Consider the following 26,408-nt stretch of genomic DNA (forward strand, 5'->3'; position numbering starts at 1 on the left):
GCTCTACCGACTGAGCTATCCGGGCAACGAGGTGTATTAAACGGGTTTTCCGCAGTTAGGTCAATATCAAAATAGAAAAAAAATATTGTTTGGTGCTTTTCTATACTTAATGGGCTGTTTTTATCCATTTTGCTCAAGAACAGTATTAAGGACAAGAGCACTAGCTGATGCTCATAAAGCAATTAGTCTGCTTTGAGCGATAAAAAAAGCACGCAAAGAGGCGTGCTTTTCCCTAGTCTAATGTTAATTACTGCTTAACGGTGAACTTAGTTACCCAGTTTTCGAGTTCATTGGCAAGCTGGGCGAGACTCTGGGTGCTGTGGTGACTTTCGGTTACCACACTACTTAGCTGGTTGCCGCTCTCTTCGATCAGGTTGATACGCTGCGAAATATCGTCACTTACCTGGGTCTGCTCGGCGGCTGCGGTGGCAATTTGATGACTCATCTGGGTGATCGACTCTAACGCGAGTACTATCTGCCTCAATGCCTCTGAGGCATTTTGCGATTCTTCTACCGTGCTTTCACTGGTTTCAGCACATATCTCCATCGTTTGGATGGCATTCCGCGAACCGGCCTGCAGATTGGTGATCATCTGTTGGATCTCCTTAGTACTGTCTTGAGTCCGGCCAGCCAGGTTACGCACCTCATCGGCCACTACGGCAAAACCACGCCCCTGCTCGCCGGCCCGGGCCGCTTCAATGGCGGCATTCAGCGCCAGTAGATTGGTCTGTTCGGCAATATCACCAATCACATCAAGCACTTTTACAATGCTGTTGACGTCATTATCAAGGTCAGCCACCGCCTGACTCGCAGCCCCGAGCTGATTTGCCAGCCCCTGGATGTTGTCAACCGTGTTGTGGATCAGCTGCTGCGTATGTTGACTCTGCTTATCGGCTTCATCGGTATTGCGCGCGGTGTCACTGGCAGAATCCGCCACGTTGTTCGCAGAAGAGGCCATTTCAGTCATGGCCGTTGCAATCATGGCGGTGGACTGCTGCTGTGAATCGGTCAATTGAGCGATACTCGCTGAGCGATCTTCAACGCTAGCCAGCTCACTGCGCAAGGCATGCATCGAGCCGTCGAGGTTTTTCACCAACTGTGCCAGCGACAGGCTCATTTGCTGGACAGCTTCATAGATACTGCCTTGCGGTGCCCGCTGCGTAAATGAAGTCTGGATTTTACCGTTGGCAACTTCCTGCACCGCCTGGCGTACCTGCTGAGGTTCGCCACCCAGTAGCGTCAGCATGCGACGAATTGAGAGAATCAGTGTTGCTAAAATGGCCGAGGCAATAATCAAACACAACAACAGTTGCCATTGGGCCGTGGCCCAAAAGCGTGCATTGACTTCATTAAAGCCGATACCCGTACCGACGACCCAGTTCCAGCGCGGGGTTTTCTGGGCAATAGAGAGTTTCTCTTCGATGCTGCCGTCTGGCTGTATCTGGGTCCAGGTGTACTCGACCACCTGACCCGTTTTGCGACCGAGTACTTCCAGAATCAACTGGCCGACGCTGTTGCCGTCGCCGTCCTTAAAGTCATGGAAACTGGTGCCGTGCAGTTGCGGATCAAGCGGAGTCGCGACAAAAGTCATTTTCTCATCGGCAACATATACGTACTCGTTGTCTTTATAAATATTGTTTCTCAGCAGGCGAGTGGCCAGGGCTTTGGCTTGTTGCTCCTCTAACGTGCCGTCAGCGGCCATTTTTTCAACTTCAGTCAAGATACTGTAGGCACTATTGAACAGCTCGGTCACACGGGCTTTGTTATCCAGGTTACTGGCTACCCGTAAGGTCCACAGGCCGGTAGCGCTTAACGCAAGCAGGGCGAATAAGATAATTCCAGATAATAAATAAGCTTGTGTCTTTAGTTTCATATAATTGCTCGCATTTAGTCCAAATTGTTCAATTCAGAGTTCTTTTCTGACTCCATTCATCATTTTGTCATCTTAGAGTAGAAGCAATGAAGCCAATAGCTACCAGGGTTTGTTTTATGACACGGATTAAATTTTAAGTGCGAAAAAAGTATTTCATTATGCAGTTGAGTGCTCATTTTTGCGGCTAAAATGCTGATAAATATGATAGTAAGGTGAAAGCAGGTGAGCGGATGACAGGCGCATCAGCGTTATTTGAGGCCGGCTCTCTTTCAGCATTGCTGGGTTGTGGATATGGGAGCCGGAACGGGGGCAACTTATGGCTAAACCCAAAAAGCCAAGTCTTGCGACGGGGCCGCCTAGCTATGGCTTTTCGAAAAGTGGCTCAACTCGCCGTCCGCCCTCAGCGGGACTCGAAACGGAGTTGAAACCAAACCAAAGCAAAAGCAGTAGATACGAAAAAGCCTCATCGGGTGATGAGGCTTTCTCTAATATGGCTCCCCCTGCGGGACTAGGACGGGGCCGCCTAGGTCTGCGACTTGTCGCTTGTGAGAGGGCGACAGTTATTGGGGGTGATAGAACGAAAAAAGCCAAGTCTAACGACGGGGGCGCCTAGCCCTGGCTTTTCGAAAAAGGGCTCAACTCGCCGTTCGCCCCCCTGCGAGATTCGAAACTGAGTTGAAACAAAACCAAAAGCAGTAGATACGAAAAAGCCTCATCGGGTGATGAGGCTTTCTCTAATGTGGCTCCCCCTGCGGGACTCGAACCTGCGACATACGGATTAACAGTCCGCCGTTCTACCAACTGAACTAAGGGGGAACAAATTTTAATATGGTGCCTCGAGGCGGAATCGAACCACCGACACGAGGATTTTCAATCCTCTGCTCTACCGACTGAGCTATCGAGGCAAATAAGTGGTGCCGACTACCGGAATCGAACTGGTGACCTACTGATTACAAGTCAGTTGCTCTACCTACTGAGCTAAGTCGGCGCACTTTATCTGCTGTCGGCAAGTTTGCACTCACTGACGAAATAGTGGTGCCCGGAGGCGGAATCGAACCACCGACACGAGGATTTTCAATCCTCTGCTCTACCGACTGAGCTATCCGGGCAACGGAGCGCTATTAAACGGATTTTCCGCCTGTCCGTCAACTGGTTTTTTGAATATTTTGCAAAAAAACGCTTAGTTGCTGCGTTTTTAGGCAATTTGCCGGTCAGGTTTTTCCGGCGTTAAATTGTTGTTTGTATTTAGTGACTTTCTCCAGATAACGCCGCGATTCTGAGTTCGGGTGTTTCTTGGTCAGCGCCCAGTAAACCTGGTTCGGTTGCAGCGAATTTAAGTCGCGCATCGCCCGCTTGCGATCCCGGCTGAACGTGTTCAGCACACCGCCGGTGCCACCGTTATAGGCAGAAATCATGCTGTATTGCAGTGAAGTGGGGTTACGCACCTCTTTCAGATAGCGGTTTTTCAGGATGTAAAAGTAGGCAGTGCCGGTATCAATATTCTGTTCCGGGTTGAACAGATATTCCGGTGAGGGTTGGCCGGAGCGGTTTTTCACCATCTTAAACACGTCGCGGCCGGCGGTTTTCGGTACCACCTGCATCAGCCCGTAGGCGTTGGCCCAACTCACCGCATAGGGGTTAAAGCTGCTCTCGGTTTTGATGATGGCATAGATCAAATCTTCCGGAATGTCATATTTTCGCGCGGCACGGCGCACGATATCGGCGTACTTGTAGCTGCGGATCTCCACCTGGTTTTCTACCATAGGAATTTCCACGTAATAGGCTTTCTTAAAATCGACATCCTTAACTTTCAGATGGTTAGCGATCAGATAGTCGGCATAGCGACTGGCGCGCCAGGTCCACTGGATCGGCTGACGCTCCTGATCGACCACCTGTTGATAGAGAAACGGCTGGCCTTTCAGTTCGATGCTTTTGGATGAAAACAGGTCGACGCTGGCCGGGTCGTCCGGTGTCAGCAAGGTGGTGATAATGGCGTTTTTCAGGTGCTTTTTCGGCTCGGTCGGCGAGATGGTCTCGACCGTGATTCTGCCGCTGGTAAAGTTGACTTCCGAACGGCTGAGATAGTTATCTATGTATTTGACGTAGTTGCTTTTGCCGGCGTATTTGATCTCTTTTTTACCCCAGCGCTTTTCAATATTACCGGAGAAACTGCTGATCAGGGCATCCAGCGCCACCGTGTCTTTTTCAAACTGGCCGGGTAACTGGGCCAGGTTGGTGGCAAAGCGGTTGGTGGGCTCATAATCGACCGAGTAGAAGCGTTCGACGAATTCCCGGCTACAGCCGGTGAGCAGCAGGGCAGCAAGACAGTAGAGCGTTGGTTTCTTCATCGGCAAAAAAAATGACATCAAAGATGGCTCTATGATGTCATTGAATGGCAAAAATATAAACCGCTATAGCGGCTTAGTTGCTCGGTGGCGTGTAACCTTCGATATGAACGTCTTTGCCTTCGAACAGGAAATTAACCATTTCAGTTTCGATCAATTTACGATGTTCCGGGTCCATCATATTGAGCTTTTTCTCGTTGATCAGCATGGTCTGCTTGTGCTGCCACTGGGCCCAGGCTTCTTTGGAAATATTGTCGAAAATACGTTTACCCAGTTCTCCCGGATAAAGTTGAAAATCGAGTCCTTCCGCATCTTTTTTTAGTCGAGCGCAAAATACTGTACGGCTCATAGTGACTCCTTACTAACGGTTTCGGTTTGAAGTTCAAACGGCAAGCTCTCCAGTAGCTGTTTCACCGGAGCAGCCAGACCAATGGCTTCTGGTTGAGATAAGTTATACCAAAGACCTTTGCCCGCTTCCATTACCATATCGGGTTGCTTTGACAGCTCCACCAAAATTGGCGTGATATCCAGATGGTAGTGGCTAAAGGTATGGCGAAATGCGATCAATGGCTGCTGACGGTGAATTGTGCTCTGGTTCAGGCCACGACTGGATAATTCGGTGCTGATGTCCGCCTGTGGCGCTTGCGGGAAACAGTACAGCCCGCCCCAAATTCCCGCTGGCGGGCGCTTTTCCAGCCAGATCTGGTTGTCGTGGTGCAGCATCACAAACCAGGTCTGTTTGACCGGTTTGTCTTTTTTCGGCTTTTTGCCCGGGTAGTCCAGAATCTTGTCCTGGCGCTTGGCCTGACACATCTCCGCGACCGGGCAGAGGGTACACTTAGGTTTACTGCGGGTGCAGACCATCGCGCCCATATCCATCATTGCCTGGTTGTACTTGTCTACGTCCTGCTCGGGGGTGTTCTGCTCAGCGTGCTGCCACAACTGGTTTTCTACCGCTTTTTGTCCTGGCCAGCCGGCGACGGCAAAACAGCGCGCCAGCGTGCGCTTCACATTGCCGTCCAGAATGGCGTGGGGCTGGCGGTAAACAGAAGAGAGAATCGCCGCCGCAGTGGAGCGGCCGATACCGGGCAGGGCGTTCAACCGGTCGATATCGGTCGGAAACTCACCCTGATAGTCACTGGCGACCAGTTGGGCGGCTTTGTGCAGGTTACGCGCCCGGGCGTAATAGCCCAGCCCGGTCCACAGATGCAGCACTTCGTCCAATTCCGCGTTGGCTAAATCGACCACGGTAGGAAAGCGTGCCAGGAAGCGCTGGTAGTATGGGATCACTGTGGTGACCTGGGTCTGTTGCAGCATGATTTCAGACAACCAGACGCTGTAGGCGCTTTTATTCTGCTGCCAGGGCAGCTCTTTGCGGCCGTAGGCGTCGTACCAGGTTAAGATTGCTTGAGCAAATGGAGTCACAGTGGCCCTTGTCAGTTTCATAATGGCAATTAAAGTGGCTAGATTGCATCACAGAAAGCGGCCAAAGTACAACCGGTAATAATTGTGGGTATATCCGGCCAATAACACTTGCACCGCGGGCAATTCTTTGGATAATCACAAGCCCTTTCCGGTGAGTGCAAAATTTAAACAGGCAAGATCAATGAGTGAAGTGACCACCAACGAATATACTGAAGACGGCAAACTGATCCGCAAAGTGCGCAGTTTTGTTCGACGTGAAGGACGATTGACCAAAGGCCAGGAAGCGGCGATGACTGAATGCTGGCCGAGCATGGGCATCGATTACCAGCCAGATCTGCTCAACTGGCAGCAGGTGTTTGGTAACGATAACCCGGTAGTGCTGGAGATCGGTTTCGGCATGGGTGCGTCACTGGTGGAAATGGCCAAGAATGCTCCAGAGAAAAACTTTATCGGTATCGAAGTGCACAGTCCGGGGGTCGGTGCCTGTCTGGCGGCCGCCAGAGAGCAGGGCGTGACCAACCTGCGGGTGATGTGTCACGACGCAGTCGAAGTGTTTGCCCATATGATCCCGGATAACAGCCTGCACACGCTGCAACTGTTCTTCCCGGACCCATGGCATAAAAAACGCCACCATAAACGCCGTATCGTCCAGCTGGAGTTTGCCGAAATGGTGCATCAGAAGCTGATTCCGAATGAGGGCATTTTCCATATGGCGACCGACTGGGAAAATTACGCCGAGCACATGGTCGAAGTGATGAATCAGGCGCCGGGTTACGATAATATCGCCGAGCAGGGGGATTACGTTCCCCGCCCTGAAGAGCGCCCGCTGACGAAGTTTGAAGCGCGCGGCCATCGCCTTGGCCACGGCGTCTGGGACATCAAATATCGCCGCATCAGTTAATTGACTGACCCTGAAAACGATTCACAAGCCAACATGTTACCGTGTTGGCTTTTTTGACCCTGCGATACGAAGTCGCTGTAGTGAAAGCGACGCTCCGAAGCAGACACTGCCTCACGGCACAGAATAATAATAAGCCAAACAATAAGGTGAAACGATGAAACTAACCGCTAAGCTGTTAAATGAGATTCTGGACGAGGTCCGACCCTGTATCGGTCAGGGCAAAGTGGCCGATTACATTCCGGCGCTGGCCAAAGTGCCGGCCGACAAACTCGGCATCGCGGTGTATACCAACCAGGGCGAGACGATCAAAGCCGGCGACGCTGAGCAGTCGTTCTCTATCCAGTCGATCTCAAAAGCACTCAGCCTGACGCTGGCGATGGGCTTGTACGAGCCGGACGAAATCTGGAGCCGGGTTGGCAAAGAGCCGTCCGGCCAGGCATTTAACTCAATGATCCAGTTGGAAATGGAGCACGGCATCCCGCGTAACCCGTTTATCAATGCCGGCGCTATTGTGGTGGCGGATCTGTTGCAGTCGCGTTTGTCTGCGCCGCGCCAGCGACTGCTGGAGTTTGTCCGCCGCCTGTCGGGCGACAGCCTGATCTGTTACGACAAGATCGTTGCCTCCTCGGAGATGCTGCACAGTGACCGCAACGCCGCTATCGCTTACCTGATGCGCTCGTTTGGTAATTTTAACAACGATGTGATTCCGGTGCTCAATACCTATTTTCATGCCTGCGCGCTGAAAATGAGCTGTATTGATCTGGCCAGAACGTTTAGCTACCTGGCCAATAAAGGCACCTCAGTGCATACCGGCAAGCAAGTGATCACGCCAACCCAGACCAAGCAGATTAACGCACTGCTGGCGACCTGTGGCCTGTATGACGGTGCCGGTGAATTTGCCTACCGGGTTGGCATGCCGGGCAAGTCCGGTGTCGGTGGCGGCATAGTGGCGATTGTACCGGGCGAGATGACCATCGCGGTCTGGTCGCCGGAGCTGGACGCATCGGGCAACTCGCTGGCCGGTACCCGGGCGCTGGAGCTATTGTCAGAAAGGATTGGCAGGTCAATTTTTTAACCGCTTGCGGTTGACGGCAGTTGCAAACAGGCAGCACTATCAATCACCATCGCCAGAGGAAATCCATATGTCAGTAGAAGTTCATCAGCAGTTACTCGAACAGTGCCAGGCGTTTCCGACTTTGTGCCGGATGCTCCGGCAAAACGGCGTGATGAGCTTAGCCGGACAGCCACCCGGGCAGTTGCTGGCTTATCTGTCCCGTGCGGTGGCAGGCCAACAGCTGTCGACCACCGCAGCCCGGACTATCTGGTCACGGGTGGAGCAGGCCAGCCAACCCTTCGGCGGCCTGGAGGCGTTCCTGCTCGAGCCCAATTACCAGTTGCTGCGCCAGTGCGGTTTGTCCAACGCCAAAGTCAAGACCCTGCTCGGCGTCAACCAGGCGCTGCAGACCGGCCTGATCTCCAGTGATATTTTCACCAGCGATGATATCGATTTTATCCGTCAGCAACTGGTGCAGCTCTGGGGTATCGGTCAGTGGACCGCAGAGATGGCGCTGATCTTTTTCTTCGCCAAACCGGATGTCTGGTCTGCCGGCGACGCGGCGCTCAGCCGGGGGCTGGCGCTGCTGGCGGAGACGGAATCGGCCAGCGGCGAACAGATCCTGGCGGCCGCTACGCCTTATCGCTCTTACCTTGCCCTGCATGTCTGGGCGATGCTGGACGCAGAGCTGCTCAGCCAGGCATAAACGCCAGCCGGTTACTCTTCCATAAACGCCGCCAGCAGATCGTTGAGAAACAGCTTGCCGCGGTCGGTAATCTGCCAGTGGCTGTCGGTTTCGCTCAGATACTGCTTTTCCAACGCCCAGTCGATCGGCTGGCGAATACTCTCCAGCCCCAAACCGGTGGTGGCAACAAAGTCCTGTTTCGGGCACGGCTCGATTAAGCGGAACCGGTTCATAAAGAACTCAAACGGCCGCTCTTGCATCGGAACGATCTGTTCACTGTCTAGATAGGATTTAACCATATTCTGATACGCCGCCAGATAGCCTTTCGGGTGCTTCACTTTGCTGGTACGGACGATGCGTCCGTCGGCAAAGCTGAGTTTACCGTGGGCGCCACAGCCGATGCCGAGGTAGTCGCCAAAGCGCCAGTAATTGAGGTTGTGCCGGCACTGGTAGCCCGGTTTGCTGTAACCGGATATCTCGTACTGGACATAACCGGCGGCGGTCAGTTTTTGATGGCCACGGTCAAAAATCTCCCAGAGTGCGTCGTCATCCGGCAGCTGTGGTGGCCTGGAGTAGAACAGGGTATTCGGTTCGATGGTTAACTGATACCAGGACAGGTGCGGTGGTGCCAGTGCGATCGCCTGGTCCAGGTCACTGAGTGCCTGCTCGATCGACTGGTCCGGCAGACCGTGCATCAGGTCGAGGTTGAAGCTGTCCAGGCCAATCTGGTGTGCCAGCTTTGCCGCGTGAATCGCTTCCTGCGGACCGTGGATCCTTCCAAGTCGCTCAAGTTTGTCTTCGGCAAAGCTCTGTACACCGATGGAAATCCGGTTGACGCCCACCTTACGGTATTCGGCAAAACGCTGCGCTTCGATAGTGCCCGGATTGGCTTCCATGGTGACTTCGATATCATCGGCAAAGCAGATACGCTGCGAGATGCCCGACAGCAAGCGGCCGATCGCTTCAGCTGACAGCAGGCTCGGGGTGCCGCCACCGATAAAGATCGACTGTAGCGGCCTTGAATCGCCGCGCAGCTGATAACGTTCGATATCCCGGTCCAGATCTTCCAGCAAAGCGCTGATGTAATCCTGTTCGGGAATATCGTTTTTCAGCGCGTGGGAGTTGAAGTCGCAATAAGGGCATTTTTGCACACACCAGGGGATGTGTGCGTACAGGCTGAGCGGGGGAGGGGTTAACATCTAATTATCAGCCCTGCTCGGCCAGGCGTGCCAACAGCTGCGCCAGCGCTTTACCCCGGTGTGACAGCTGCTTTTTCCGTTCAGGTGCCAGCTCTGCCGACGCACAATCGTCTTCCGGTACGTAGAAAATCGGGTCGTAGCCAAAGCCGTTGCTGCCGTGTGGCTCGGTCAGAATGCGGCCTTCCCACTGTCCGTGGCATACGATTGGCGTTGGGTCGTCGGCGTGGCGCATCATCACCAGCACACAGTGGAAACGGGCGCTGCGCTCGGCTTGCGGTACCCCTTCCATCGCCGCCAGCAGCTGCTGCACGTTATCTGCATCGCTGGCACCGGCGCCGGCATAGCGGGCCGAGTAAATACCGGGCGCACCGTTGAGGTGGTCGACTTCCAGACCCGAGTCATCGGCAATGGCGGGCAGGCCGGTCTGTTTCGCGGCGTGACGCGCTTTGATAATCGCGTTTTCAATAAATGTGGTGCCGGTCTCTGCTACGTCCGGCACGTTAAACTCGCTCTGCGCCAGCACTTCAAAGCCAAAATCAGCAATAAGGTCCGCCATTTCGCGGACCTTGCCCTGGTTACCTGTCGCTAATACAATTTTTTTCATTAAGGGTTATCTCTTACTGCGGCCTCGGGCTGCTTATTCATCGACATAAAACTTCTGGCTGAACGTCAGGGTGTCGGCGCCTTTGATACCGGCATCGACATCAACCTTGAAAGTGATGTTCTCTTCGTTGCTGATAGGGACTTCCGCCAGGTAGTAGATGGCATCACCCTCTTTGACTTCACGGAAGGTCAAATTGCGGCTGTTGCCAATCAGGTTGCGGGCGTAACCGCTCAGCTTGGCTTCAATCGACGGTTTACCCGGTTGCGAACGGTCCAACACGCTGATATTCAGGATGGCATTATAGCTGTTGCGCTTCAGTTGGTAACTGCGCGCGACCTGTGGCGTTAAAAAGGTGGAGTTGAACGCCGAATAGTGTACTTCGACGTCTTTGACGGTTTTAAACTGCTCCGCCCAACTGGTAGCAGACAGCAGACCGAGCAGGACGACAGTAATCCATTTGTTCATGTTAGACTCCTTGGGTGACCGAAAATTAAAAGCCATCATAAGATGGCTTGGATTTCCTGTGGAATTTGAATTGGCGATTGGATTCGGACTTGTTTGTGTCGTCCTAGTTCGCCTTTTTCAATCACCACCAAGCCTTTGGCCACCTTAAACTGTTTGGCGAGATATTTCGTCAAGTGTCCGTTGGCTTTACCATCGACTGGTGGGGCAGTGATAGCGATTTTCAGCTCATCGCCATGCAGGCCGACAATTTTATCCCGGCTTGCTTTGGGCTGAATATAGAGCCGTAAAACAACATCATCGCCATCTTTCCACGCCGTTACCGACATTATAGTTGATACCAGAGTGGACCAATCAGATCGCCAATCAGAAAGTTGGCAAATTGCAGACCGATAAACAGCACCAGCACACTCAGGTCAAAGCCGCCCATATCCGGCAGAATGCGACGAATCGGCACCAGCATCGGCTCGGTCAGTTGATGGAATACGTACTCGATCGGGCTGCGGCCCTGGCTAACCCAGCTCAGAATGGCCCGGATCAACAGTACCCAGAACAGCAGGCCACCGGCCGCTTTTACCAGCGACAGCAAGCCGAGCAACAGGTAATCGGTACTGAACAGCATGCCGCCTTTAGAGGCGATCATCAGCAGTACGGTGAATTTCAGCACGCACAGCACGTAGGCAAATAACAGTGTCGCCAGATCAAGGCTGCCGACTGAAGGGATCATTCTACGCAGCGGACCGACCACCGGCTGGGTCGCTTTGACAATAAATTGTGAGAAAGGATTATAGAAATCCGCCCGCACCACCTGAAGCCAGATACGCAGGATCACCACCATGATATAGAGATCAAACAGGGTGGAAATCAGAAAACTCGTTGCATTCATAGACAGCCCTTACTGCTGATAAGTTGCTAATAAAATTAAAATAGTTTTTCCATCTCTTCGGCGCGGATCACCGCGGCCTGCATCGCTTTCGCGACGATGTCTTGCAGATGGTGTTCATTAAAGGTGCGCAGCGCTTCAGCGGTGGTGCCGCCTTTGGAAGTGACCTGTTCGCGCAGGGTGCCGATTTCCGTCTGCGGATTGGCGATCACCATCTCCGCCGCCCCCAGAGCTGACTGCTGAACCAGCAAACGCGCGGTATCGGCGTCAAAGCCCTGGGCGATGGCTTCCGCCTGCATCGCTTCCATAAACAGGAAGAAGTACGCCGGTGCGCTACCGGCAGCGGCGATCACGTTGTTGATACCTGATTCCTGCTCAACCCAGCACACTTTGCCCACCGCGCCCATCAGTTCGGCGGCAAACTGGCGGTCCTGTTCGGAAACCTGCTCTGGAGCATACAGACCGCTCATGCCTTTGCCCACCAGTGCCGGTGTATTTGGCATGACACGAACCAGGTTCAGCTCGGCCCCAAGCATCTGATTCAGCCGCGCAGCATTAATGCCCGCAGCGATAGAGATCACCAGCTTAGTGGTGAAATCCACACCCTGCAGGCCCTGACCGACCAACTCCATCAGCTGCGGTTTTACCGCCAGTACGATGACACCGGCCTGATTTGCCGCGGCCTGGTTGTCAGCCTCAGTGTTGATGCCGTACTCATTAGCCAGAAAATCACGTTGCGATTGGTTCGGATCGGTGGCGGTGATCAGCTGCGCCGGATAGCCGCTGGCAATCAGTCCGGCAATGATAGAGCGCGCCATGTTACCTGCGCCGATAAAAGTGATTTTCTTCTGTTCCATGTTACTCGGTTCCTTTCGGTATCGTATTAGGTTGCTATCGTCGCTGCCGCGACTTTGTGACGGTATATCGGCCGGGCGTTAATTGGCCGAGCCGTAATCACGGGCGCCAAAGATGGCGGTGCCGATACGCACCATGGTGCTTCCCGCTTCAATCGCCGCCTGCATATCGCCACTCATCCCCATCGACAGGGTATCGACGTCTGGATAGCGCTCGGCAAGCTGCTGGTTGAGGCTGGCCAACTGGCTGAAAGTCGCCAACTGCTGCTGATAGTCGCTGACATTGGCCGGGATCGACATTAACCCTCTTAAAGTGAGGTTTGGCAGTGACGAAATCAACTCCGCCAAAGCAAAAATTTGCTCCTCGTTCACGCCAGATTTGGACTGTTCGTGACTGATGTTCACCTGGATCAGCACCTGCAGCGGCGCCAGCTGTGGCGGACGCTGTTCACTGAGGCGGCGGGCGATCTTTTCCCGGTCGACGGTATGCACCCAGTCAAACCGCTCGGCCACCGGCCGGCTCTTGTTGGACTGGATCGGGCCGATAAAGTGCCATTCCAATGCCAGATCGGGGTGATTCTGCCGGAAAAAATCGACTTTACTGACGCCTTCCTGCACATAGTTTTCGCCAAAGGCCCGTTGTCCGGCTTCGGCGGCGGCGAGAATTGCTTCCACCGGCTTAGTCTTACTCACGGCCAGCAGTTGCACCGAGCCTGGAGCTCGGCCACACTTTTGTTGTGTGGATTCAATCTGTGAGGTGATATGTTGAATATTTTGTTGAATACTACTCATAGCTAACTTTACTAAGGAAAATCAATGGATATCGCTGAGTTACTGGATTTTAGTGTAAAGCATAATGCCTCAGATCTACATCTTTCTGCGGGAGTTTCTCCAATGGTTCGCATAGATGGTGATGTGAGAAAGCTTGGCGTACCGGCTTTGGCGCACGGCGAGGTGCACCGATTAGTATTTGATATCATGAATGACAGCCAGCGGGCCGAGTTTGAAGAGCGACTGGAAGTGGATTTTTCGGTTGAGCTGCCCGGCGTCGGCCGCTTCAGGGTTAACGCGTTTAACCAATCGCGCGGCTGCTCGGCGGTCTTTCGTACCATTCCGACCGAGATTCCAACCCTGGCGCAGCTGGAAACGCCGCAGATTTTTGAACAGATTGCCAACCTGGAGAAAGGCCTGGTGCTGGTGACCGGGCCGACCGGTTCGGGTAAATCCACCACTCTGGCGGCGATGGTCGATTACATCAACCGTAACCACAACAAACATATCCTGACCATTGAAGACCCGATTGAGTTTGTCCACAACAACAACAAGTGTCTGATTAACCAGCGTGAAGTTCACCGTGATACCCATAGCTTCAGTAACGCGCTGCGCAGCGCGCTGCGGGAGGACCCGGATGTGATATTGGTGGGTGAACTGCGCGACCAGGAAACTATCAGCCTGGCGCTGACCGCGGCGGAAACCGGTCACCTGGTGTTTGGTACTTTGCACACCAGTTCAGCGGCCAAGACCATCGACCGTATCATCGATGTTTTTCCCGGTAACGATAAAGCCATGGTCCGTTCCATGCTCTCTGAGTCGTTACGTGCGGTGATCGCGCAGAAACTGCTGAAACGTCTCGGTGGCGGCCGGGTGGCCTGCCATGAAATTATGATGGCGACGCCGGCGATCCGTAACCTGATCCGTGAGGATAAGGTGGCGCAGATGTATTCTGTTATCCAGACCGGTGCAATACACGGCATGCAGACCATGGAACAGAATGCCAAGCAGTTAATGGCCCAGGGGCTGGTGGACAACGAAGAAGTGGCCAGAAAAGTCGAAATCGACTCGGCGCTGTTTTAGTTAAGGTGGCCGGAAAATGCATATGGATAATCTGTTACAGGGGATGGTCAGCCAGCAGGCTTCCGACCTCTACCTGACGGTGGGCGCACCGGTGATGTACCGCATCGACGGTGAAATGCAGCCGCTGGGAGATCCACTGGATCGCACCGAGGTCAGTCAACTGCTCGACAGCATCATGGAGCCGGAGCGGCGGCAAGAATACCAGCACAGCCGTGAAGCCAATTTTGCCGTGGTCACCCCGGCCGGGCGATTTCGTGTCAGCGCGTTTTTCCAGCGCGAACTGCCCGGCGCGGTGATCCGCCGCATTGAAACCCATATTCCGACTTTTGACGAGCTGGGTTTGCCGGAGGTGCTACAGAACCTCGCCATCGCCAAACGTGGCCTGGTGCTGGTGGTCGGAGCGACTGGCAGCGGTAAATCTACCACGCTGGCGGCGATGACCGGCTATCGCAACCAGCATCGCAGCGGCCATATTCTGACGGTAGAAGACCCGATCGAATTTGTGCACCCGCATCAGCGCTGTATTGTCACCCAGCGCGAAGTCGGCCTGGATACTGAAAGCTACGAAGTGGCGCTGAAAAATTCGCTGCGCCAGGCGCCGGATATGATCATGATCGGTGAGATCCGCAGCCGTGAAACCATGCAGTATGCGATGTCCTTCGCTGAAACCGGCCATCTCTGTATGGCGACGCTGCATGCCAATAACGCCAACCAGGCGCTGGAGCGGATCCTGCATCTGGTGCCGAAAGAGCAACAGCGGCAGTTTCTGTTTGACCTGTCGGTGAACCTGAAAGGGGTGATCGGCCAGCAGTTGCTGCGCGATAAACATGGCCGCGGTCGCCACGCGGTATTTGAAATCATGCTCAACAGCCCGCGCATCGCCGAGCTGATCCGTAAAGGAGAGCTGCACGAGCTGAAATCGGCGATGGCCCGTTCAAACGACATCGGCATGCAGACTTTCGACCAGGCGCTGTATCAACTGGTGATCGAGGATAAAATTAACCCGCAGGACGCGCTGCACAGTGCCGATTCCGCCAACGATTTACGTTTGATGCTGAAAACCCGCCGTGGTGACGCCGGGCCGGGTGACAAAGGCTCGCTGGCCAACGTGAAAATAGAGGAGTAAACGGCTATTGTCGCCGCTGAATTACCAGCGGCGCTGCGCAGGACTCATCAGCCCCACTGGGCTTCAAACCAGCTTTCCAGGATCACTACCGCAGACTGACAGTCGACATTGCCTTTGCTCAGCGCCTTGTACCCCCCCATTTCGAACAGCTCCGCCCGGGCTTCCCGGGTGGAGAGCCTTTCGTCATGCAGCTCGACCGGTAAGCCGAACCGGCCGTGTAACCGGTTGGCAAATTTACGTGCCCTTGGAGTGATGGTGTCCAGCTCTTTACCGTGCAAATCGGTCGGCAGGCCGACGATCAGCAGGTTAGGCTGCCACTCTTTGATCTGTTGTTCGATTTCGTCCCAGTTGGGAATGCCGTCGTTGGCTTTAAACGCTTTTAATGGCGAAGCGGTACCGGTGATTTCCTGGCCGATGGCACTGCCGATGCTTTTGGTGCCGTAGTCAAAGGCCATGATGGTTCTAGAGGACATAGTTCTCGATATGTGATTGACGGAGCCGTGTGGCTCCGCGAGTGATAAAACGGTGTAGATCAGGCGTGACCGGTCTCGGCCGACAACTGGGCCGCGTCGATACCAAGTTTCTCGACCGCTTTGCTCCAGCGCTCGTGAATCGGGGTATTGAACATCACTTCCGGATCCGCCTCTATGGTCAGCCAGGAGTTTTCCGCCAGCTCATTTTCCAGCTGACCGGCTTCCCAGCCCGAATAGCCCAGCGCGACCAGATAGTGGTTTGGCTCAGCGTCGGTACCGAGTACCGAGAGGATGTCTTTCGAAGTGGTGACTGAAATCTGATCGGTCATCTGGACGCTGGACTCATAATGATCCTTGGGCTGGTGGAGAATGAAGCCGCGATCCTCAGATACCGGGCCACCGTTCAGTACCGGCAGTTTCAGGCTGTCGGTATTCAGTTGCGGATGGACTGGCTGCACATCAACCTGTTTTAACATGCCGCCGACGGTAATATCGATCGGGGCGTTGATCATCAACCCCATCGCGCCCTGTTCGTTGTGCTCGCAGACATAGATCACGCTGTTTTTAAAATAGGGATCTTTCATGCCTGGCATAGCCACTAAGAAATGATTAGTAAGATTCATAGCAACTCCAACTCCATGTCCGTACGGGCCGAGATTCGGCCCGATCAGCCATTAACCGTTTACCCGACGCTCAATAGCGTCCATTAATTTGCCGGTTATTGAGATATCAAAGGCCGCCTCAATCTCGCGGATACAAGTTGGGCTGGTAACGTTGATCTCAGTCAGTTTGTCGCCAATAACGTCGAGGCCCACAAATATCAGGCCTTTTTCTTTTAAGGTCGGTGCCACAGCCAGGGCGATCTGTTTATCGGTTTCGCTCAGTGGTTGCGCCACTCCGGTACCGCCAGCGGCCAGGTTGCCCCGGGTTTCACCTTCGGCAGGGATTCGAGCCAGGCAGTAAGGCATCGGCTCACCATCCACCACCAGGATTCGCTTGTCGCCGTTGCTGATGTCCGGTACAAACGTCTGTGCCATCGCGTAGTACTGACCATTATTGGTCAGGGTTTCGATGATCACAGAAACGTTCGGATCATTCTGTTTCACCCGGAAAATTGATGCGCCACCCATGCCGTCCAGCGGCTTAAGGATCACATCGCCGTGTTGCTCGCGAAAGGCTTTAATTCTATCGGCCTTACGGGTCACTATGGTGGTCGGAGTCAGCTCCGGGAACCAGGCGGTAAACAGCTTCTCATTACAGTCGCGCAGGCTCTGTGGCTTGTTAACGATCAGGGTTCCCAGCTCTTCCGCACGCTCCAGTATATAGGTGGCGTAGATGTACTCGGTATCGAACGGAGGATCCTTACGCATCAAAACCACATCCAGTTCAGACAGTTGAATGGTTTGTTCGCTGCCAAATCGATACCAGTCGTTGGCGTCTTCTTTTACTTCAACTATCTTGGTGTCTGCCATCGCGACACCCTGATCTAAGTGTAGATCATCCATCTCCATATAGTGGATTTCATAGCCGCGGCGCTGGGCTTCCAGCAGCATGGCGAAACTAGAGTCCTTTTTGATGGTTATGGTGTCGATGGGATCCATTACGATGCCAAGTTTGATCATAGTTTTTCTCCGGTTAGCCCAGGTCGCCAAAGCGTACCTGCAGGGCGGTAATAGCGGTCAATGCGGCGGTTTCGGTTCTCAGCACCCTGGGGCCAAGTAAAGTTTCTTCAAATTGATACTGACGGGTCATGGCGATCTCCTGATCTGACAATCCGCCTTCAGGGCCAATCAACAGCCGGACTTGGTCGACAGGTGTCGGCAGGGTGTTGATTGAATATTGGGCGCGCGGGTGCAGGTTCAGTTTCAGCCCCTGGTAAGGCTCCTGGCACCACTGTTCCAGCGACATTATCGGCCGGATCTGCGGCACTATGTTGCGGCCGCACTGCTCACAGGCGCTGATGGCGATCTGCTGCCACTGATGCAGTTTTTTCTCGAAGCGCTTCTGATCCAGTTTGACCCCGCAGCGTTCAGAGATCAGCGGGGTAATGGTATTGACCCCCAGCTCGACCGATTTTTGGATGGTGAACTCCATTTTGTCACCGCGCGAGATAACCTGGCCAAGGTGGAGGTCCAGTGGCGATTCGCAGCTGCGCTGATGACGCTCGGTCAGTTCTACCTCGACATGCTTTTTGCTGACCTGGCTGATGGTGGCGCTAAATTCGGCCCCGCTGCCGTCGAACAGGATCAGCGCCTGACCGGCGTGCATTCTCAGTACGCGGCCGACGTGTCCGGCGGCCTCATCACTCAGCGCCATCTCGCCAAGCTGTTCAATCGGGGTAGGGTGATAAATTCGGGGAATACGCATCTTGCTAGGTCCGGCAGCCTAAGTTAAAACAGTCAGTCCCTAACATGGATGCTTTATCGAGAAAAAACAAGTGGCAAGCCGGTGCTTTTAGTCAACTGCACCGGCGAAGCTGTCTGTCAGGCAATGCTATTGGCGGCACGCCTGCTGCACGTAGGGATTGTGATTGCCCTGAATGGCGCTGATCCGTTCATCACGCCGGCACTCCCACGAATCCACCGGGTACTGCTTGTGCCAGACCAGCATCAAATTGCGCTGTGACTTGGACAGCTTAAAGCCGTACTGCTGGCTCATGTACAGGTAACTGCGCGCTATTGAGCCTCTGGCCCGGTCCGGCGGCATCACTTTACGCTGCTTAAAATCGACCTGCATATCACAGCGGCCGTAGCTGACGCCTTGCGGACCGTTCCACTGGGTGAAGTTGTAGTTGGAGCGATCGCCGTTTACCTCGCCGATAGCCGGAACCAGGTTGTGCAGGTCGGCTTCCATCAAGCGGAAAGTTGAATCCTGCCGGCTGCACAGCTTCCGGCCACCCTGCTGCCAACACTGGCGCTGGTGACCAAACTGCCAGGCGGGAACGATATGTTCCCACTCAATTCTTGACGCGCGCTTCTGTTGTTTACGGACCTGGTAGCCACAAGAGGTGAGGTCAGGAACGCCTTTTTTCCCCTGCCAGTGAATATCACAGCCACAGTAAAAGCTGCTGGGGTTGTCCTGGTAGATGTTAACCGCCAGCTTTTTGGCTTTGGAAAAAGAGGAGGGCGGCTCGGCCCAGACGGCGCTGCTCAGCGGCAGCAATAGCAGTAATAAAGCGGTGGTAATGCGCATATAAAGTCTGACAAAAGTATGATTTTGGCCAGTCTAGCACGCAGATTTAAAAAGGAAATGTTGCTTTGGGCTTGCAGTGATCTTCTGCCGACAATGCCAGCAGGCGGGTATGGTTGGTGCTGCAACAACAGGCGAGAGAACGGCTTTGCCTAAGTGCCGCTCTGCTGGGGAAACGGTTCAGGATCGATTAACTCAGTTGCCTGCCGCTGTACTGCAGCGTTTGGCTACAGCGCTGGCAACGGTAACTGGCCTGGTGGCGCACGACTTTGTTGTGGCGGCGGATGGTTAGCGGATAGCTGCCGCAGCCGCAATGGTATTCAAACGTTTTGCCCTGTACGGATTCGATAGCGAAGCTGTGGGTGGTCTGGGCCGGACGCTCAAACACCTCAGCCATAATCTGGCGCCACTCTTTGCCGTGTGGTCTCACCCGGCCGTAGACTTGGTAAGTGATCAGGTGAGCCACTTCATGCGGGATGACATCGTCGAGAAAAGCCTGGCGGTTTTCCCTAAACAGCACCGGATTGAGGCGAATCTGCCACAATTGCAGGTAAGCTTTTCCGGCGGCTTTACCGCGCAGGCGGTAGCTGAGCGATGGCAGGTTAAATTGGTGGCCAAAGTAGCGACCGGCATTGTCGATGCACTGCTTTAGCCGCCTTTGGGCCAGGTAGTTCAACTCCGTATCAGCCAAGGTTTCCTCGTCAATAAAAATGCCCCTCATCGAGGGGCTATGTTACCACTTTAAAGACCTGAGGGAAGGAGGTCTGGGTTAGTCATGTCTTTTCTTAATGGTTGCGTGGTAAGCGTGCCAGGTACCATAGCCGAGGATGGGCATGGTAACCAACATACCGATCCCATAAGTGGCGAAGCCGATCAGGATACCGCCGCAAATGATGGCGGCCCACACGATCATCGCCGGGATGTTGGATTTCACCGCGTTATAGCTGCTGAATACTGCGGTCATCATATCCACCCGACGCTCCATCATCAGGGGAATAGAGAAAGCTGAAATGGTAAACACCACGCTGGCCAGTACCAGTCCCACCAGCGAACCGATCACCAAGAATGGCAGGAATTCGGTGAGTGGCGCCCCTTGAACGGAAGGATAAAGAGCATGCAGCAGTGCGGCAATCCGCATCCAGAAAATCATTACCACGGCCAACAACACGGCAAATGCCCACTGCGAGGTGGAATTGCGGCCGATGGCTTTCATAGAATGCCACAGGCTGGCGTTATGGCCTTTTTCCCGTTCCCAGCTGGCATCGTACAAGCCGAGCGCCAGGAATGGCCCGATCAACATATAAACAACTAAACTTGGCAGCACCACCAGGTGGGTGCCTTGCCACTGGATTAACAGCACGATGCCGATGGCGGCAGCCATAAAACAGAGCCCGTAAAATGCGCTGATCAGCGGCATGCGGATTAAGTCATGCAGACCGAGAGCCAGCCAGTGGAACGGCGCCGATACGCTGACCGTGTTGCACGGCAGGGTTCTGGCATATTCTGAGTCAGAGTTAGGTTTGTGTTTCTGATGTAAATCTGACGGATTGACAGTACGAGGCATACGTCCTCCTTGATCGATTCTCGCGAGGCCTCAGCTAACTGAGACGGTGTTCGATGCCCGGCTTGGCGAATTGACCGCTTCGCAGTAAAGCACTGCATCTTATTCAGTGTGGTTATATGCAGCGCCAACTGCTTTTAACACTAATTTAACTATTGGCACAGAGTTGAGAAAATACAAATTTCTGTCGATTTATTTGAACAATAAAAAAGCCCCCGCACTGATGCGGGGGCTTGAAGATTGGTTAGCCGTTAAGTGGTTACTTCAGGCCGGCAAAATCACGCAGCAGCTCTGCTTTGTCGGTCGCTTCCCAAGGGAACTCTTCGCGACCAAAGTGGCCGTAAGCTGCGGTTTTCTTATAGATAGGTTGCAGCAGGTTGAGCATTTCCTGCAGGCCGTACGGGCGCAGGTCGAAGAACTGGCGTACCGCCGCGATGATCACGTCTTCAGAGACTTTTTCGGTACCGAACGTTTCCACCATGATCGACGTTGGATCGGCAACACCGATGGCGTAAGACAGCTGAATTTCACAGCGGTCGGCCAGACCTGCCGCCACGATGTTTTTCGCTACGTAGCGGGCCGCGTAGGCGGCAGAGCGGTCTACTTTCGATGGATCTTTACCAGAGAAAGCACCACCACCATGACGTGCTGCGCCACCGTAGGTATCTACGATGATCTTACGGCCAGTCAGGCCACAGTCACCCATAGGACCACCGATAACAAAGCGGCCGGTCGGGTTAATGAAGTACTTGGTATCAGCAGTCAGCCACTCTTCTGGCAGTACTGGTTTGATGATCTCTTCCATTACCGCTTCACGCAGATTCGGTGTGGAGATTGAGTCACAATGCTGAGTAGACAGAACTACCGCGTCGATACCGACGATTTTTCCCTGGTCGTACTGGAAAGTAACCTGAGATTTCGCGTCCGGGCGCAACCAAGGCAGCGTACCGTTTTTACGTACTTCAGCCTGGCGCTGTACCAGCAGGTGAGAATAAGTAATCGGTGCAGGCATCAGCACTTCGGTCTCGTTACAGGCATAACCGAACATGATGCCCTGGTCGCCGGCGCCCTGTTCTTTAGGGTCGGCTTTATCAACGCCCTGGTTGATGTCTGGCGACTGCTTACCAATGGTATTCAGCACGGCACAAGAATCGGCATCGAAACCCATGTCTGAGTGTACGTAACCAATTTCACGCACTGTTTGACGAGTCAGTTCTTCGATATCGACCCAAGCCGAGGTTGTCACTTCTCCCCCGACCATCACCATGCCTGTTTTAACGTAAGTTTCACAAGCAACGCGAGCTTTAGGATCTTGTTCAAGAATGGCGTCCAGAACTGCGTCAGAGATTTGGTCAGCGATTTTATCCGGATGACCTTCAGACACAGATTCAGAAGTAAACAGGTGCTTAGCCATTGTGTGCTCCAATTAACAAATGAAAGCGGCCCAGTAACCACTGACCCGCTGTATTAAATACTGCTTTTTTGTAGGTGTATCTACATCTAGACGTCTATTTTATTTATCAACCGGCGAATTACAAGTGCTTTTTCGGGTTGCCAGCAAGCCAAACGATTGCGCTGCATGGCGATGTGGGGAGGAAAATTGTTAGTTATTCAGCGTGAATGGGTTATTTTGCAGGCAAATTATTTGCACTGCCTGTGGGGGTCTGAGACAATACCGCACCTTAATTCCGACTCTTTTTTGATAAAGCTTAATGCACTCAGGAGCAGACATGTCCTCTCGTAAACATCTTGCTAATGCAATCCGCGCGCTGAGCATGGATGGTGTTCAACAGGCCAACTCCGGCCACCCAGGCGCCCCAATGGGGATGGCTGATATCGCCGAAGTTCTGTGGCGTGACCACTTAAACCATAACCCACAAAACCCACAGTGGGCAGACCGCGACCGTTTCGTGCTGTCTAACGGCCACGGCTCGATGCTGATTTACTCACTGCTGCACCTGACTGGCTATGAGCTGTCTATCGACGATCTGAAAAACTTCCGCCAGCTGCACTCGAAAACCCCGGGTCACCCGGAATACGGTTACGCACCGGGTATCGAAACCACCACCGGTCCGCTGGGCCAGGGCATCACCAATGCCGTCGGTATGGCGATCGCTGAGAAATCTCTGGCGGCGCAGTTTAACCAGGACGGTCACGACATCGTAGACCACTATACTTATGCATTCCTCGGCGACGGCTGTCTGATGGAAGGTATTTCTCACGAAGCATGTTCACTGGCCGGGACTCTGGGGCTGGGCAAACTGATCGCATTCTGGGATGACAACGGTATCTCTATCGACGGTCACGTAGAAGGCTGGTTCTCTGACGACACGCCAAAACGCTTTGAAGCTTACGGCTGGCACGTTATCCCAGCAGTGGATGGCCACGACTCTGACGCCATCAACGCCGCGATTGAAGCCGCCAAAGCGGACAGCTCTCGTCCGACGCTGATCTGTACCAAAACCATTATCGGTTTCGGTTCTCCAAACAAATCCGGTTCACACGACTGTCACGGCGCGCCGCTGGGTCAGGATGAAATCCAGGCTGCACGTGAATTCCTCGGCTGGAACTACGGTCCGTTCGAAGTACCGTCTGAAGTTTACGCTGAGTGGGATGCCAAAGAAGCCGGCGCTGCGAAAGAAGCGGCGTGGGATCAGAAATTTGCCGCTTACGCCGAAGCGTACCCAGAGCTGGCTGCGGAATACAAACGCCGCGTAACCGGTCAACTGCCGGCCAACTGGCAACAGGCGACCAGCGACATCATCGCGGAACTGCAAGCCAACCCTGCCAATATCGCGTCACGTAAAGCGTCACAAAACGCACTGGAAGCGTTCGGCAAACTGCTGCCAGAATTTATGGGCGGCTCGGCTGACCTGGCGCCGTCTAACCTGACCATGTGGTCTGGCTCTAAATCACTGACGGCGGAAGACGCGTCCGGTAACTACATCCACTACGGTGTGCGTGAATTCGGTATGACGGCGATCATCAACGGTATCGCCCTGCACGGCGGTTTCGTCCCTTACGGCGCAACTTTCCTGATGTTTATGGAATACGCCCGTAACGCGATGCGCATGGCTGCCCTGATGAAAGTACAGAACATCCAGGTTTACACTCACGACTCTATCGGTCTGGGCGAAGACGGCCCGACTCACCAGCCGGTTGAGCAGATGGCGTCACTGCGTCTGACACCGAACATGAGCACCTGGCGCCCATGTGACCAGGTTGAATCTGCCGTGGCGTGGAAACTGGCGATTGAACGTAAAGACGCGCCTACCGCGCTGATCTTCTCGCGTCAGAACCTGGCTCAGCAAGAGCGTACTGCCGCTCAAGTGGCCGACATTGCCAAAGGTGGCTACATCCTGAAAGACTGCGCAGGCAAGCCTGAGCTGATCCTGATCGCGACCGGTTCTGAAGTGGAGCTGGCGGTAGAAGCGGCAGCGCAGCTGAGCGCAGAAGGCAAACAGGTCCGCGTGGTGTCAATGCCATCAACCGATGCGTTCGACAAGCAGGATGCCGCTTACCGTGAAGCGGTACTGCCATCCGATGTGACCGCCCGTATTGCTATCGAAGCCGGCATCGCCGATTTCTGGTACAAGTACGTCGGTTTTGACGGCCGCATCATCGGCATGACCAGCTTTGGTGAATCTGCCCCGGCTGGCGAACTGTTCAAGCTGTTCGGCTTTACCACTGAAAACGTGGTCAATACGGCTAAAGAGCTGCTGGCATAATCTGCCTTAGTCAGACAACAAAAAGTTAACCATCAAACCGGGCCAGTTGGTCCGGTTTTTTTATGGCCCTTTTTGCATCCTTGTTTAACTAGCCTTACATATCTATCCGAAACCGATATAGTTTCTGGTTTGGCAGCGCTTAGCCGTGATGAAATGATCGCTCTTCGCGCCGCCACCTGTAGACAAGATATGAAAATCATCCCAAAGTTTGCCGCCATTGTTCGTGCCCCTTCACAACGTCAGCCTATTTATACGCTGCTAACCGCTATGCTGGTGCTGCTGTTTATACTGTTTATCAATCCGGCCAGCGCTGCTCCGCCAGAGAAAAATGATGCCGAAGCGCTGGTGGAAAAAGCCCAGCTAAGCCTGAATAATTTTCTGACCGAACAGCATTGGGCGGCGGTGCGGAACCTGTCCGGAGTCGCAAAAGCGGTGGTTATCTTCCCCCAAGGCGGTCAAGCCGGTCTGTTGCTGGGCTATCAATGGGGGCGGGGAATTATGTTGGTTCGCCATCAGCACGACTGGAGCGATCCTATCTTCATTAAGCTCAATAGCTTTCAGTTTGGCCTCAGTGTTGGCGGGCAAGGTTTTAGCGCTATCGGTGCGCTGTTGAGCAGGCCTGCGCTGGACAAAGCACTGCGCGGTGATTTTGCCGCTGGCGGATCGGCCGATTTGACCATCGGCCCTGGTCTGAGCGGCAGAGCCATCGGCGGCGTTAACGGTATCGAAACGTTGATGGTGTCGGTCAACCGCGGTCTGTATCTCGGTGGTAATATAGAAGCCATTCGACTCAAGCTGGATGAGCGCTACAACCAACTGGCTTACGGCGAGGATTTTGACCTTGACCAACTGCTGGCGAATTCGCGCGGTGGCGACTATCCACCAGCCAATTCGATACGCGCCAGTTTAAAATACCACGCTTACCAATCTGTCTACGGAACAGAGTGAGCATAATACCCCAACAAGGTATTTGCCCCGGCCTGTCAGCTTAGTTACCATGCAGCTCTGACTTTATTGGTTTGAGCATGGAAATGTTACGGGTAGCGATTAACGGATTTGGCCGGATAGGACGTAATGTTCTGCGGGCGGTATATGAAAGCGGCAAGCATCAGCAAATTAAAGTAGTAGCGGTCAACGAGCTGGCCCAGCCGGATGCGATGGCGCATCTGTTGCAGTATGACACCAGCCACGGCCGGTTTGGCAAGAAGATCAGTAACGATCAGGAACATATCTATATTCACCATGACAGCGGCGAATACGATTCGATCCGCATTCTCCATCTGGCCGAAATCGATTTATTACCCTGGCATGATCTGGAAGTGGATATTGTGCTTGATTGTACCGGCGTTTTCGGCTCACAAGCCGATGGCCAGCAGCATATTAAAGCAGGTGCCGGTAAGGTGCTGTTTTCCCACCCTGGCGCCGGTGACCTGGACAACACCATCATCTACGGCGTGAACCACGACACGCTGCAATCTCACCATAAGGTTGTTTCCAACGGTTCTTGCACCACCAACTGTATTGTGCCGATCATTAAAGTGCTCGACGAGCATTTCGGCATCGATTCCGGAACCATTACAACTATCCATTCGTCGATGAACGATCAGCAGGTTATCGATGCCTATCATAGCGACCTGCGCCGCACCCGAGCCGCCAGCCAGTCTATCATTCCGGTAGATACCAAATTGCACAAAGGTATTGAAAGAATATTCCCGAAATTTTCCAACAAATTTGAAGCTATTTCGGTCCGAGTACCGACTGTAAATGTGACCGCGATGGATTTGAGCGTCACTATTAATACAAAAGTGAAAGTTAATGACGTAAATCAAACCATAATTGATGCATCTCGGTGTACATTACAGGGCATAGTTGACTATACTGAAGCACCGCTCGTTTCCATCGATTTTAATCATGATCCCCACAGCGCGATCGTTGATGGTAGCCAGACCCGAGTCAGCAACGGGCAGTTAGTGAAAATGCTGGTTTGGTGCGACAACGAATGGGGCTTTGCCAACAGAATGTTGGACACAGCCCTGGCGATGCAGGCGTCTGATAAGCAGTAAGGCGCAGGAGATTAAATTTTAGGCTTGAAATAAATAGCCAAAGTCTCCATTGTTTATACCAGTTTGGTGAATTTATCCGCTTAGCAGGGTTGCTGAGCTGGCAGAATCTTTAATTATTGAACATTTTAG

The 26,408-nt window shown here is 53.6% G+C and carries 27 protein-coding genes and 4 tRNA genes; 8 read left to right on the forward strand and 23 right to left on the reverse strand.

Annotation, left to right across the window (positions count from 1 at the left end; genetic code table 11):
• Positions 1-247 precede the first annotated feature (247 nt).
• The 8 genes from ACQY6F_RS09995 to mutY all read right to left on the reverse strand — a co-directional run bounded on the left by ACQY6F_RS09995 (position 248) and on the right by mutY (position 5,643).
• Positions 248-1,873 (reverse strand): methyl-accepting chemotaxis protein, encoded by a 1,626-nt coding sequence (locus ACQY6F_RS09995; RefSeq protein ID WP_428774069.1) that lies wholly within the window; start codon positions 1,871-1,873, stop codon positions 248-250.
• 740 nt (positions 1,874-2,613) lie between these two features.
• Positions 2,614-2,689, reverse strand: a tRNA-Asn gene (locus ACQY6F_RS10000).
• Positions 2,690-2,702: 13 nt separating this feature from the next.
• Positions 2,703-2,778 (reverse strand) — tRNA-Phe (locus ACQY6F_RS10005).
• A 7-nt stretch (positions 2,779-2,785) separates the two neighbouring features.
• Positions 2,786-2,861 (reverse strand) — tRNA-Thr (locus tag ACQY6F_RS10010).
• 45 nt (positions 2,862-2,906) lie between these two features.
• Positions 2,907-2,982, reverse strand: a tRNA-Phe gene (locus ACQY6F_RS10015).
• A 102-nt stretch (positions 2,983-3,084) separates the two neighbouring features.
• Entirely contained in the window at positions 3,085-4,221 is a 1,137-nt protein-coding gene (gene mltC / locus ACQY6F_RS10020) for a membrane-bound lytic murein transglycosylase MltC (protein WP_428774116.1), read from the reverse strand.
• Between the two features lie 73 nt (positions 4,222-4,294).
• Complete coding sequence (locus ACQY6F_RS10025) at positions 4,295-4,567, reverse strand: oxidative damage protection protein (protein WP_428774070.1); 273 nt, start codon at positions 4,565-4,567, stop codon at positions 4,295-4,297.
• The gene (mutY, locus tag ACQY6F_RS10030) at positions 4,564-5,643 is read right to left on the reverse strand and encodes an A/G-specific adenine glycosylase (RefSeq protein WP_428774117.1); all 1,080 of its coding nucleotides are present in this window, start codon (positions 5,641-5,643) and stop codon (positions 4,564-4,566) included. The genes ACQY6F_RS10025 and mutY overlap by 4 nt, the downstream gene beginning before the upstream one ends.
• Positions 5,644-5,824: 181 nt before the next feature.
• Between mutY and trmB the strand changes: the two genes are divergently transcribed.
• The 3 genes from trmB to ACQY6F_RS10045 all read left to right on the forward strand — a co-directional run bounded on the left by trmB (position 5,825) and on the right by ACQY6F_RS10045 (position 8,304).
• Positions 5,825-6,544 carry a tRNA (guanosine(46)-N7)-methyltransferase TrmB gene (trmB, locus tag ACQY6F_RS10035; RefSeq protein ID WP_428774071.1) on the forward strand — a complete coding sequence of 240 codons (720 nt, stop codon included), beginning with the start codon at positions 5,825-5,827 and terminating at the stop codon, positions 6,542-6,544.
• 154 nt (positions 6,545-6,698) lie between these two features.
• A complete protein-coding gene (gene glsB, locus ACQY6F_RS10040; RefSeq protein WP_428774072.1) occupies positions 6,699-7,619 on the forward strand; it encodes a glutaminase B in 921 nt (306 codons plus the stop codon).
• 67 nt (positions 7,620-7,686) lie between these two features.
• Positions 7,687-8,304, forward strand: a complete 618-nt coding sequence (locus tag ACQY6F_RS10045; RefSeq protein ID WP_428774074.1) for a DNA-3-methyladenine glycosylase family protein — start codon at positions 7,687-7,689, stop codon at positions 8,302-8,304.
• Positions 8,305-8,315: 11 nt separating this feature from the next.
• Here the strand turns inward: ACQY6F_RS10045 and hemW are convergent, their stop codons facing one another.
• The 7 genes from hemW to ACQY6F_RS10080 all read right to left on the reverse strand — a co-directional run bounded on the left by hemW (position 8,316) and on the right by ACQY6F_RS10080 (position 13,077).
• The gene (gene hemW, locus ACQY6F_RS10050; RefSeq protein ID WP_428774075.1) at positions 8,316-9,482 is read right to left on the reverse strand and encodes a radical SAM family heme chaperone HemW; all 1,167 of its coding nucleotides are present in this window, start codon (positions 9,480-9,482) and stop codon (positions 8,316-8,318) included.
• A 7-nt stretch (positions 9,483-9,489) separates the two neighbouring features.
• Entirely contained in the window at positions 9,490-10,086 is a 597-nt protein-coding gene (locus tag ACQY6F_RS10055; RefSeq protein ID WP_428774076.1) for an XTP/dITP diphosphatase, read from the reverse strand.
• Between the two features lie 33 nt (positions 10,087-10,119).
• Positions 10,120-10,551: a DUF4426 domain-containing protein gene (locus tag ACQY6F_RS10060; protein ID WP_428774077.1), complete on the reverse strand. Its 432-nt coding sequence runs from the start codon at positions 10,549-10,551 to the stop codon at positions 10,120-10,122.
• 35 nt (positions 10,552-10,586) lie between these two features.
• Positions 10,587-10,877, reverse strand: a complete 291-nt coding sequence (gene yggU, locus ACQY6F_RS10065) for a DUF167 family protein YggU (RefSeq protein WP_428774078.1) — start codon at positions 10,875-10,877, stop codon at positions 10,587-10,589.
• Entirely contained in the window at positions 10,877-11,434 is a 558-nt protein-coding gene (locus ACQY6F_RS10070) for a YggT family protein (protein ID WP_428774080.1), read from the reverse strand. Before ACQY6F_RS10070 ends, yggU begins: the two co-directional genes overlap by 1 nt.
• A gap of 35 nt (positions 11,435-11,469) precedes the next feature.
• The gene (gene proC, locus ACQY6F_RS10075) at positions 11,470-12,288 is read right to left on the reverse strand and encodes a pyrroline-5-carboxylate reductase (protein ID WP_428774082.1); all 819 of its coding nucleotides are present in this window, start codon (positions 12,286-12,288) and stop codon (positions 11,470-11,472) included.
• Between the two features lie 78 nt (positions 12,289-12,366).
• Positions 12,367-13,077, reverse strand: a complete 711-nt coding sequence (locus ACQY6F_RS10080) for a YggS family pyridoxal phosphate-dependent enzyme (protein ID WP_428774083.1) — start codon at positions 13,075-13,077, stop codon at positions 12,367-12,369.
• Between the two features lie 24 nt (positions 13,078-13,101).
• On the opposite strand from ACQY6F_RS10080, the gene ACQY6F_RS10085 reads away from it, so the two are divergent.
• Both ACQY6F_RS10085 and ACQY6F_RS10090 read left to right on the forward strand, forming a co-directional pair.
• Entirely contained in the window at positions 13,102-14,139 is a 1,038-nt protein-coding gene (locus ACQY6F_RS10085; RefSeq protein ID WP_428774085.1) for a type IV pilus twitching motility protein PilT, read from the forward strand.
• Positions 14,140-14,161: 22 nt separating this feature from the next.
• Positions 14,162-15,265: a PilT/PilU family type 4a pilus ATPase gene (locus tag ACQY6F_RS10090; protein WP_428774086.1), complete on the forward strand. Its 1,104-nt coding sequence runs from the start codon at positions 14,162-14,164 to the stop codon at positions 15,263-15,265.
• 47 nt (positions 15,266-15,312) lie between these two features.
• Here the strand turns inward: ACQY6F_RS10090 and ruvX are convergent, their stop codons facing one another.
• The 8 genes from ruvX to metK form a co-directional block, all read right to left on the reverse strand.
• Positions 15,313-15,738 carry a Holliday junction resolvase RuvX gene (gene ruvX, locus ACQY6F_RS10095; RefSeq protein WP_428774087.1) on the reverse strand — a complete coding sequence of 142 codons (426 nt, stop codon included), beginning with the start codon at positions 15,736-15,738 and terminating at the stop codon, positions 15,313-15,315.
• A 59-nt stretch (positions 15,739-15,797) separates the two neighbouring features.
• On the reverse strand, positions 15,798-16,361 hold the full coding sequence (locus ACQY6F_RS10100) for a YqgE/AlgH family protein (protein WP_428774089.1): 564 nt from the start codon (positions 16,359-16,361) through the stop codon (positions 15,798-15,800).
• A gap of 51 nt (positions 16,362-16,412) precedes the next feature.
• Positions 16,413-17,360: a glutathione synthase gene (gene gshB / locus ACQY6F_RS10105; RefSeq protein WP_428774090.1), complete on the reverse strand. Its 948-nt coding sequence runs from the start codon at positions 17,358-17,360 to the stop codon at positions 16,413-16,415.
• Positions 17,361-17,373: 13 nt separating this feature from the next.
• The gene (gene rsmE, locus ACQY6F_RS10110; RefSeq protein WP_428774092.1) at positions 17,374-18,105 is read right to left on the reverse strand and encodes a 16S rRNA (uracil(1498)-N(3))-methyltransferase; all 732 of its coding nucleotides are present in this window, start codon (positions 18,103-18,105) and stop codon (positions 17,374-17,376) included.
• A gap of 126 nt (positions 18,106-18,231) precedes the next feature.
• A complete protein-coding gene (locus ACQY6F_RS10115) occupies positions 18,232-18,930 on the reverse strand; it encodes an endonuclease (protein WP_428774093.1) in 699 nt (232 codons plus the stop codon).
• Positions 18,931-19,117: 187 nt separating this feature from the next.
• Positions 19,118-19,618 (reverse strand): SprT family zinc-dependent metalloprotease, encoded by a 501-nt coding sequence (locus ACQY6F_RS10120; protein WP_428774094.1) that lies wholly within the window; start codon positions 19,616-19,618, stop codon positions 19,118-19,120.
• Positions 19,619-19,696: 78 nt separating this feature from the next.
• Positions 19,697-20,491 (reverse strand): DUF2189 domain-containing protein, encoded by a 795-nt coding sequence (locus ACQY6F_RS10125; RefSeq protein ID WP_428774095.1) that lies wholly within the window; start codon positions 20,489-20,491, stop codon positions 19,697-19,699.
• 256 nt (positions 20,492-20,747) lie between these two features.
• Positions 20,748-21,902 carry a methionine adenosyltransferase gene (gene metK / locus ACQY6F_RS10130; RefSeq protein WP_428774097.1) on the reverse strand — a complete coding sequence of 385 codons (1,155 nt, stop codon included), beginning with the start codon at positions 21,900-21,902 and terminating at the stop codon, positions 20,748-20,750.
• Positions 21,903-22,218: 316 nt separating this feature from the next.
• Here metK and tkt point away from each other — a divergent pair, with 316 nt between their 5' ends.
• The 3 genes from tkt to epd all read left to right on the forward strand — a co-directional run bounded on the left by tkt (position 22,219) and on the right by epd (position 26,279).
• Complete coding sequence (gene tkt, locus ACQY6F_RS10135; protein WP_428774099.1) at positions 22,219-24,216, forward strand: transketolase; 1,998 nt, start codon at positions 22,219-22,221, stop codon at positions 24,214-24,216.
• 189 nt (positions 24,217-24,405) lie between these two features.
• On the forward strand, positions 24,406-25,164 hold the full coding sequence (locus tag ACQY6F_RS10140; protein WP_428774101.1) for a lipid-binding SYLF domain-containing protein: 759 nt from the start codon (positions 24,406-24,408) through the stop codon (positions 25,162-25,164).
• Between the two features lie 83 nt (positions 25,165-25,247).
• Positions 25,248-26,279, forward strand: a complete 1,032-nt coding sequence (gene epd, locus ACQY6F_RS10145) for an erythrose-4-phosphate dehydrogenase (RefSeq protein ID WP_428774118.1) — start codon at positions 25,248-25,250, stop codon at positions 26,277-26,279.
• Positions 26,280-26,408: the final 129 nt, after the last annotated feature.

It is taken from the genome of Vibrio sp. (genome assembly GCF_050299255.1).
GTDB lineage: Bacteria > Pseudomonadota > Gammaproteobacteria > Enterobacterales > Vibrionaceae > Vibrio.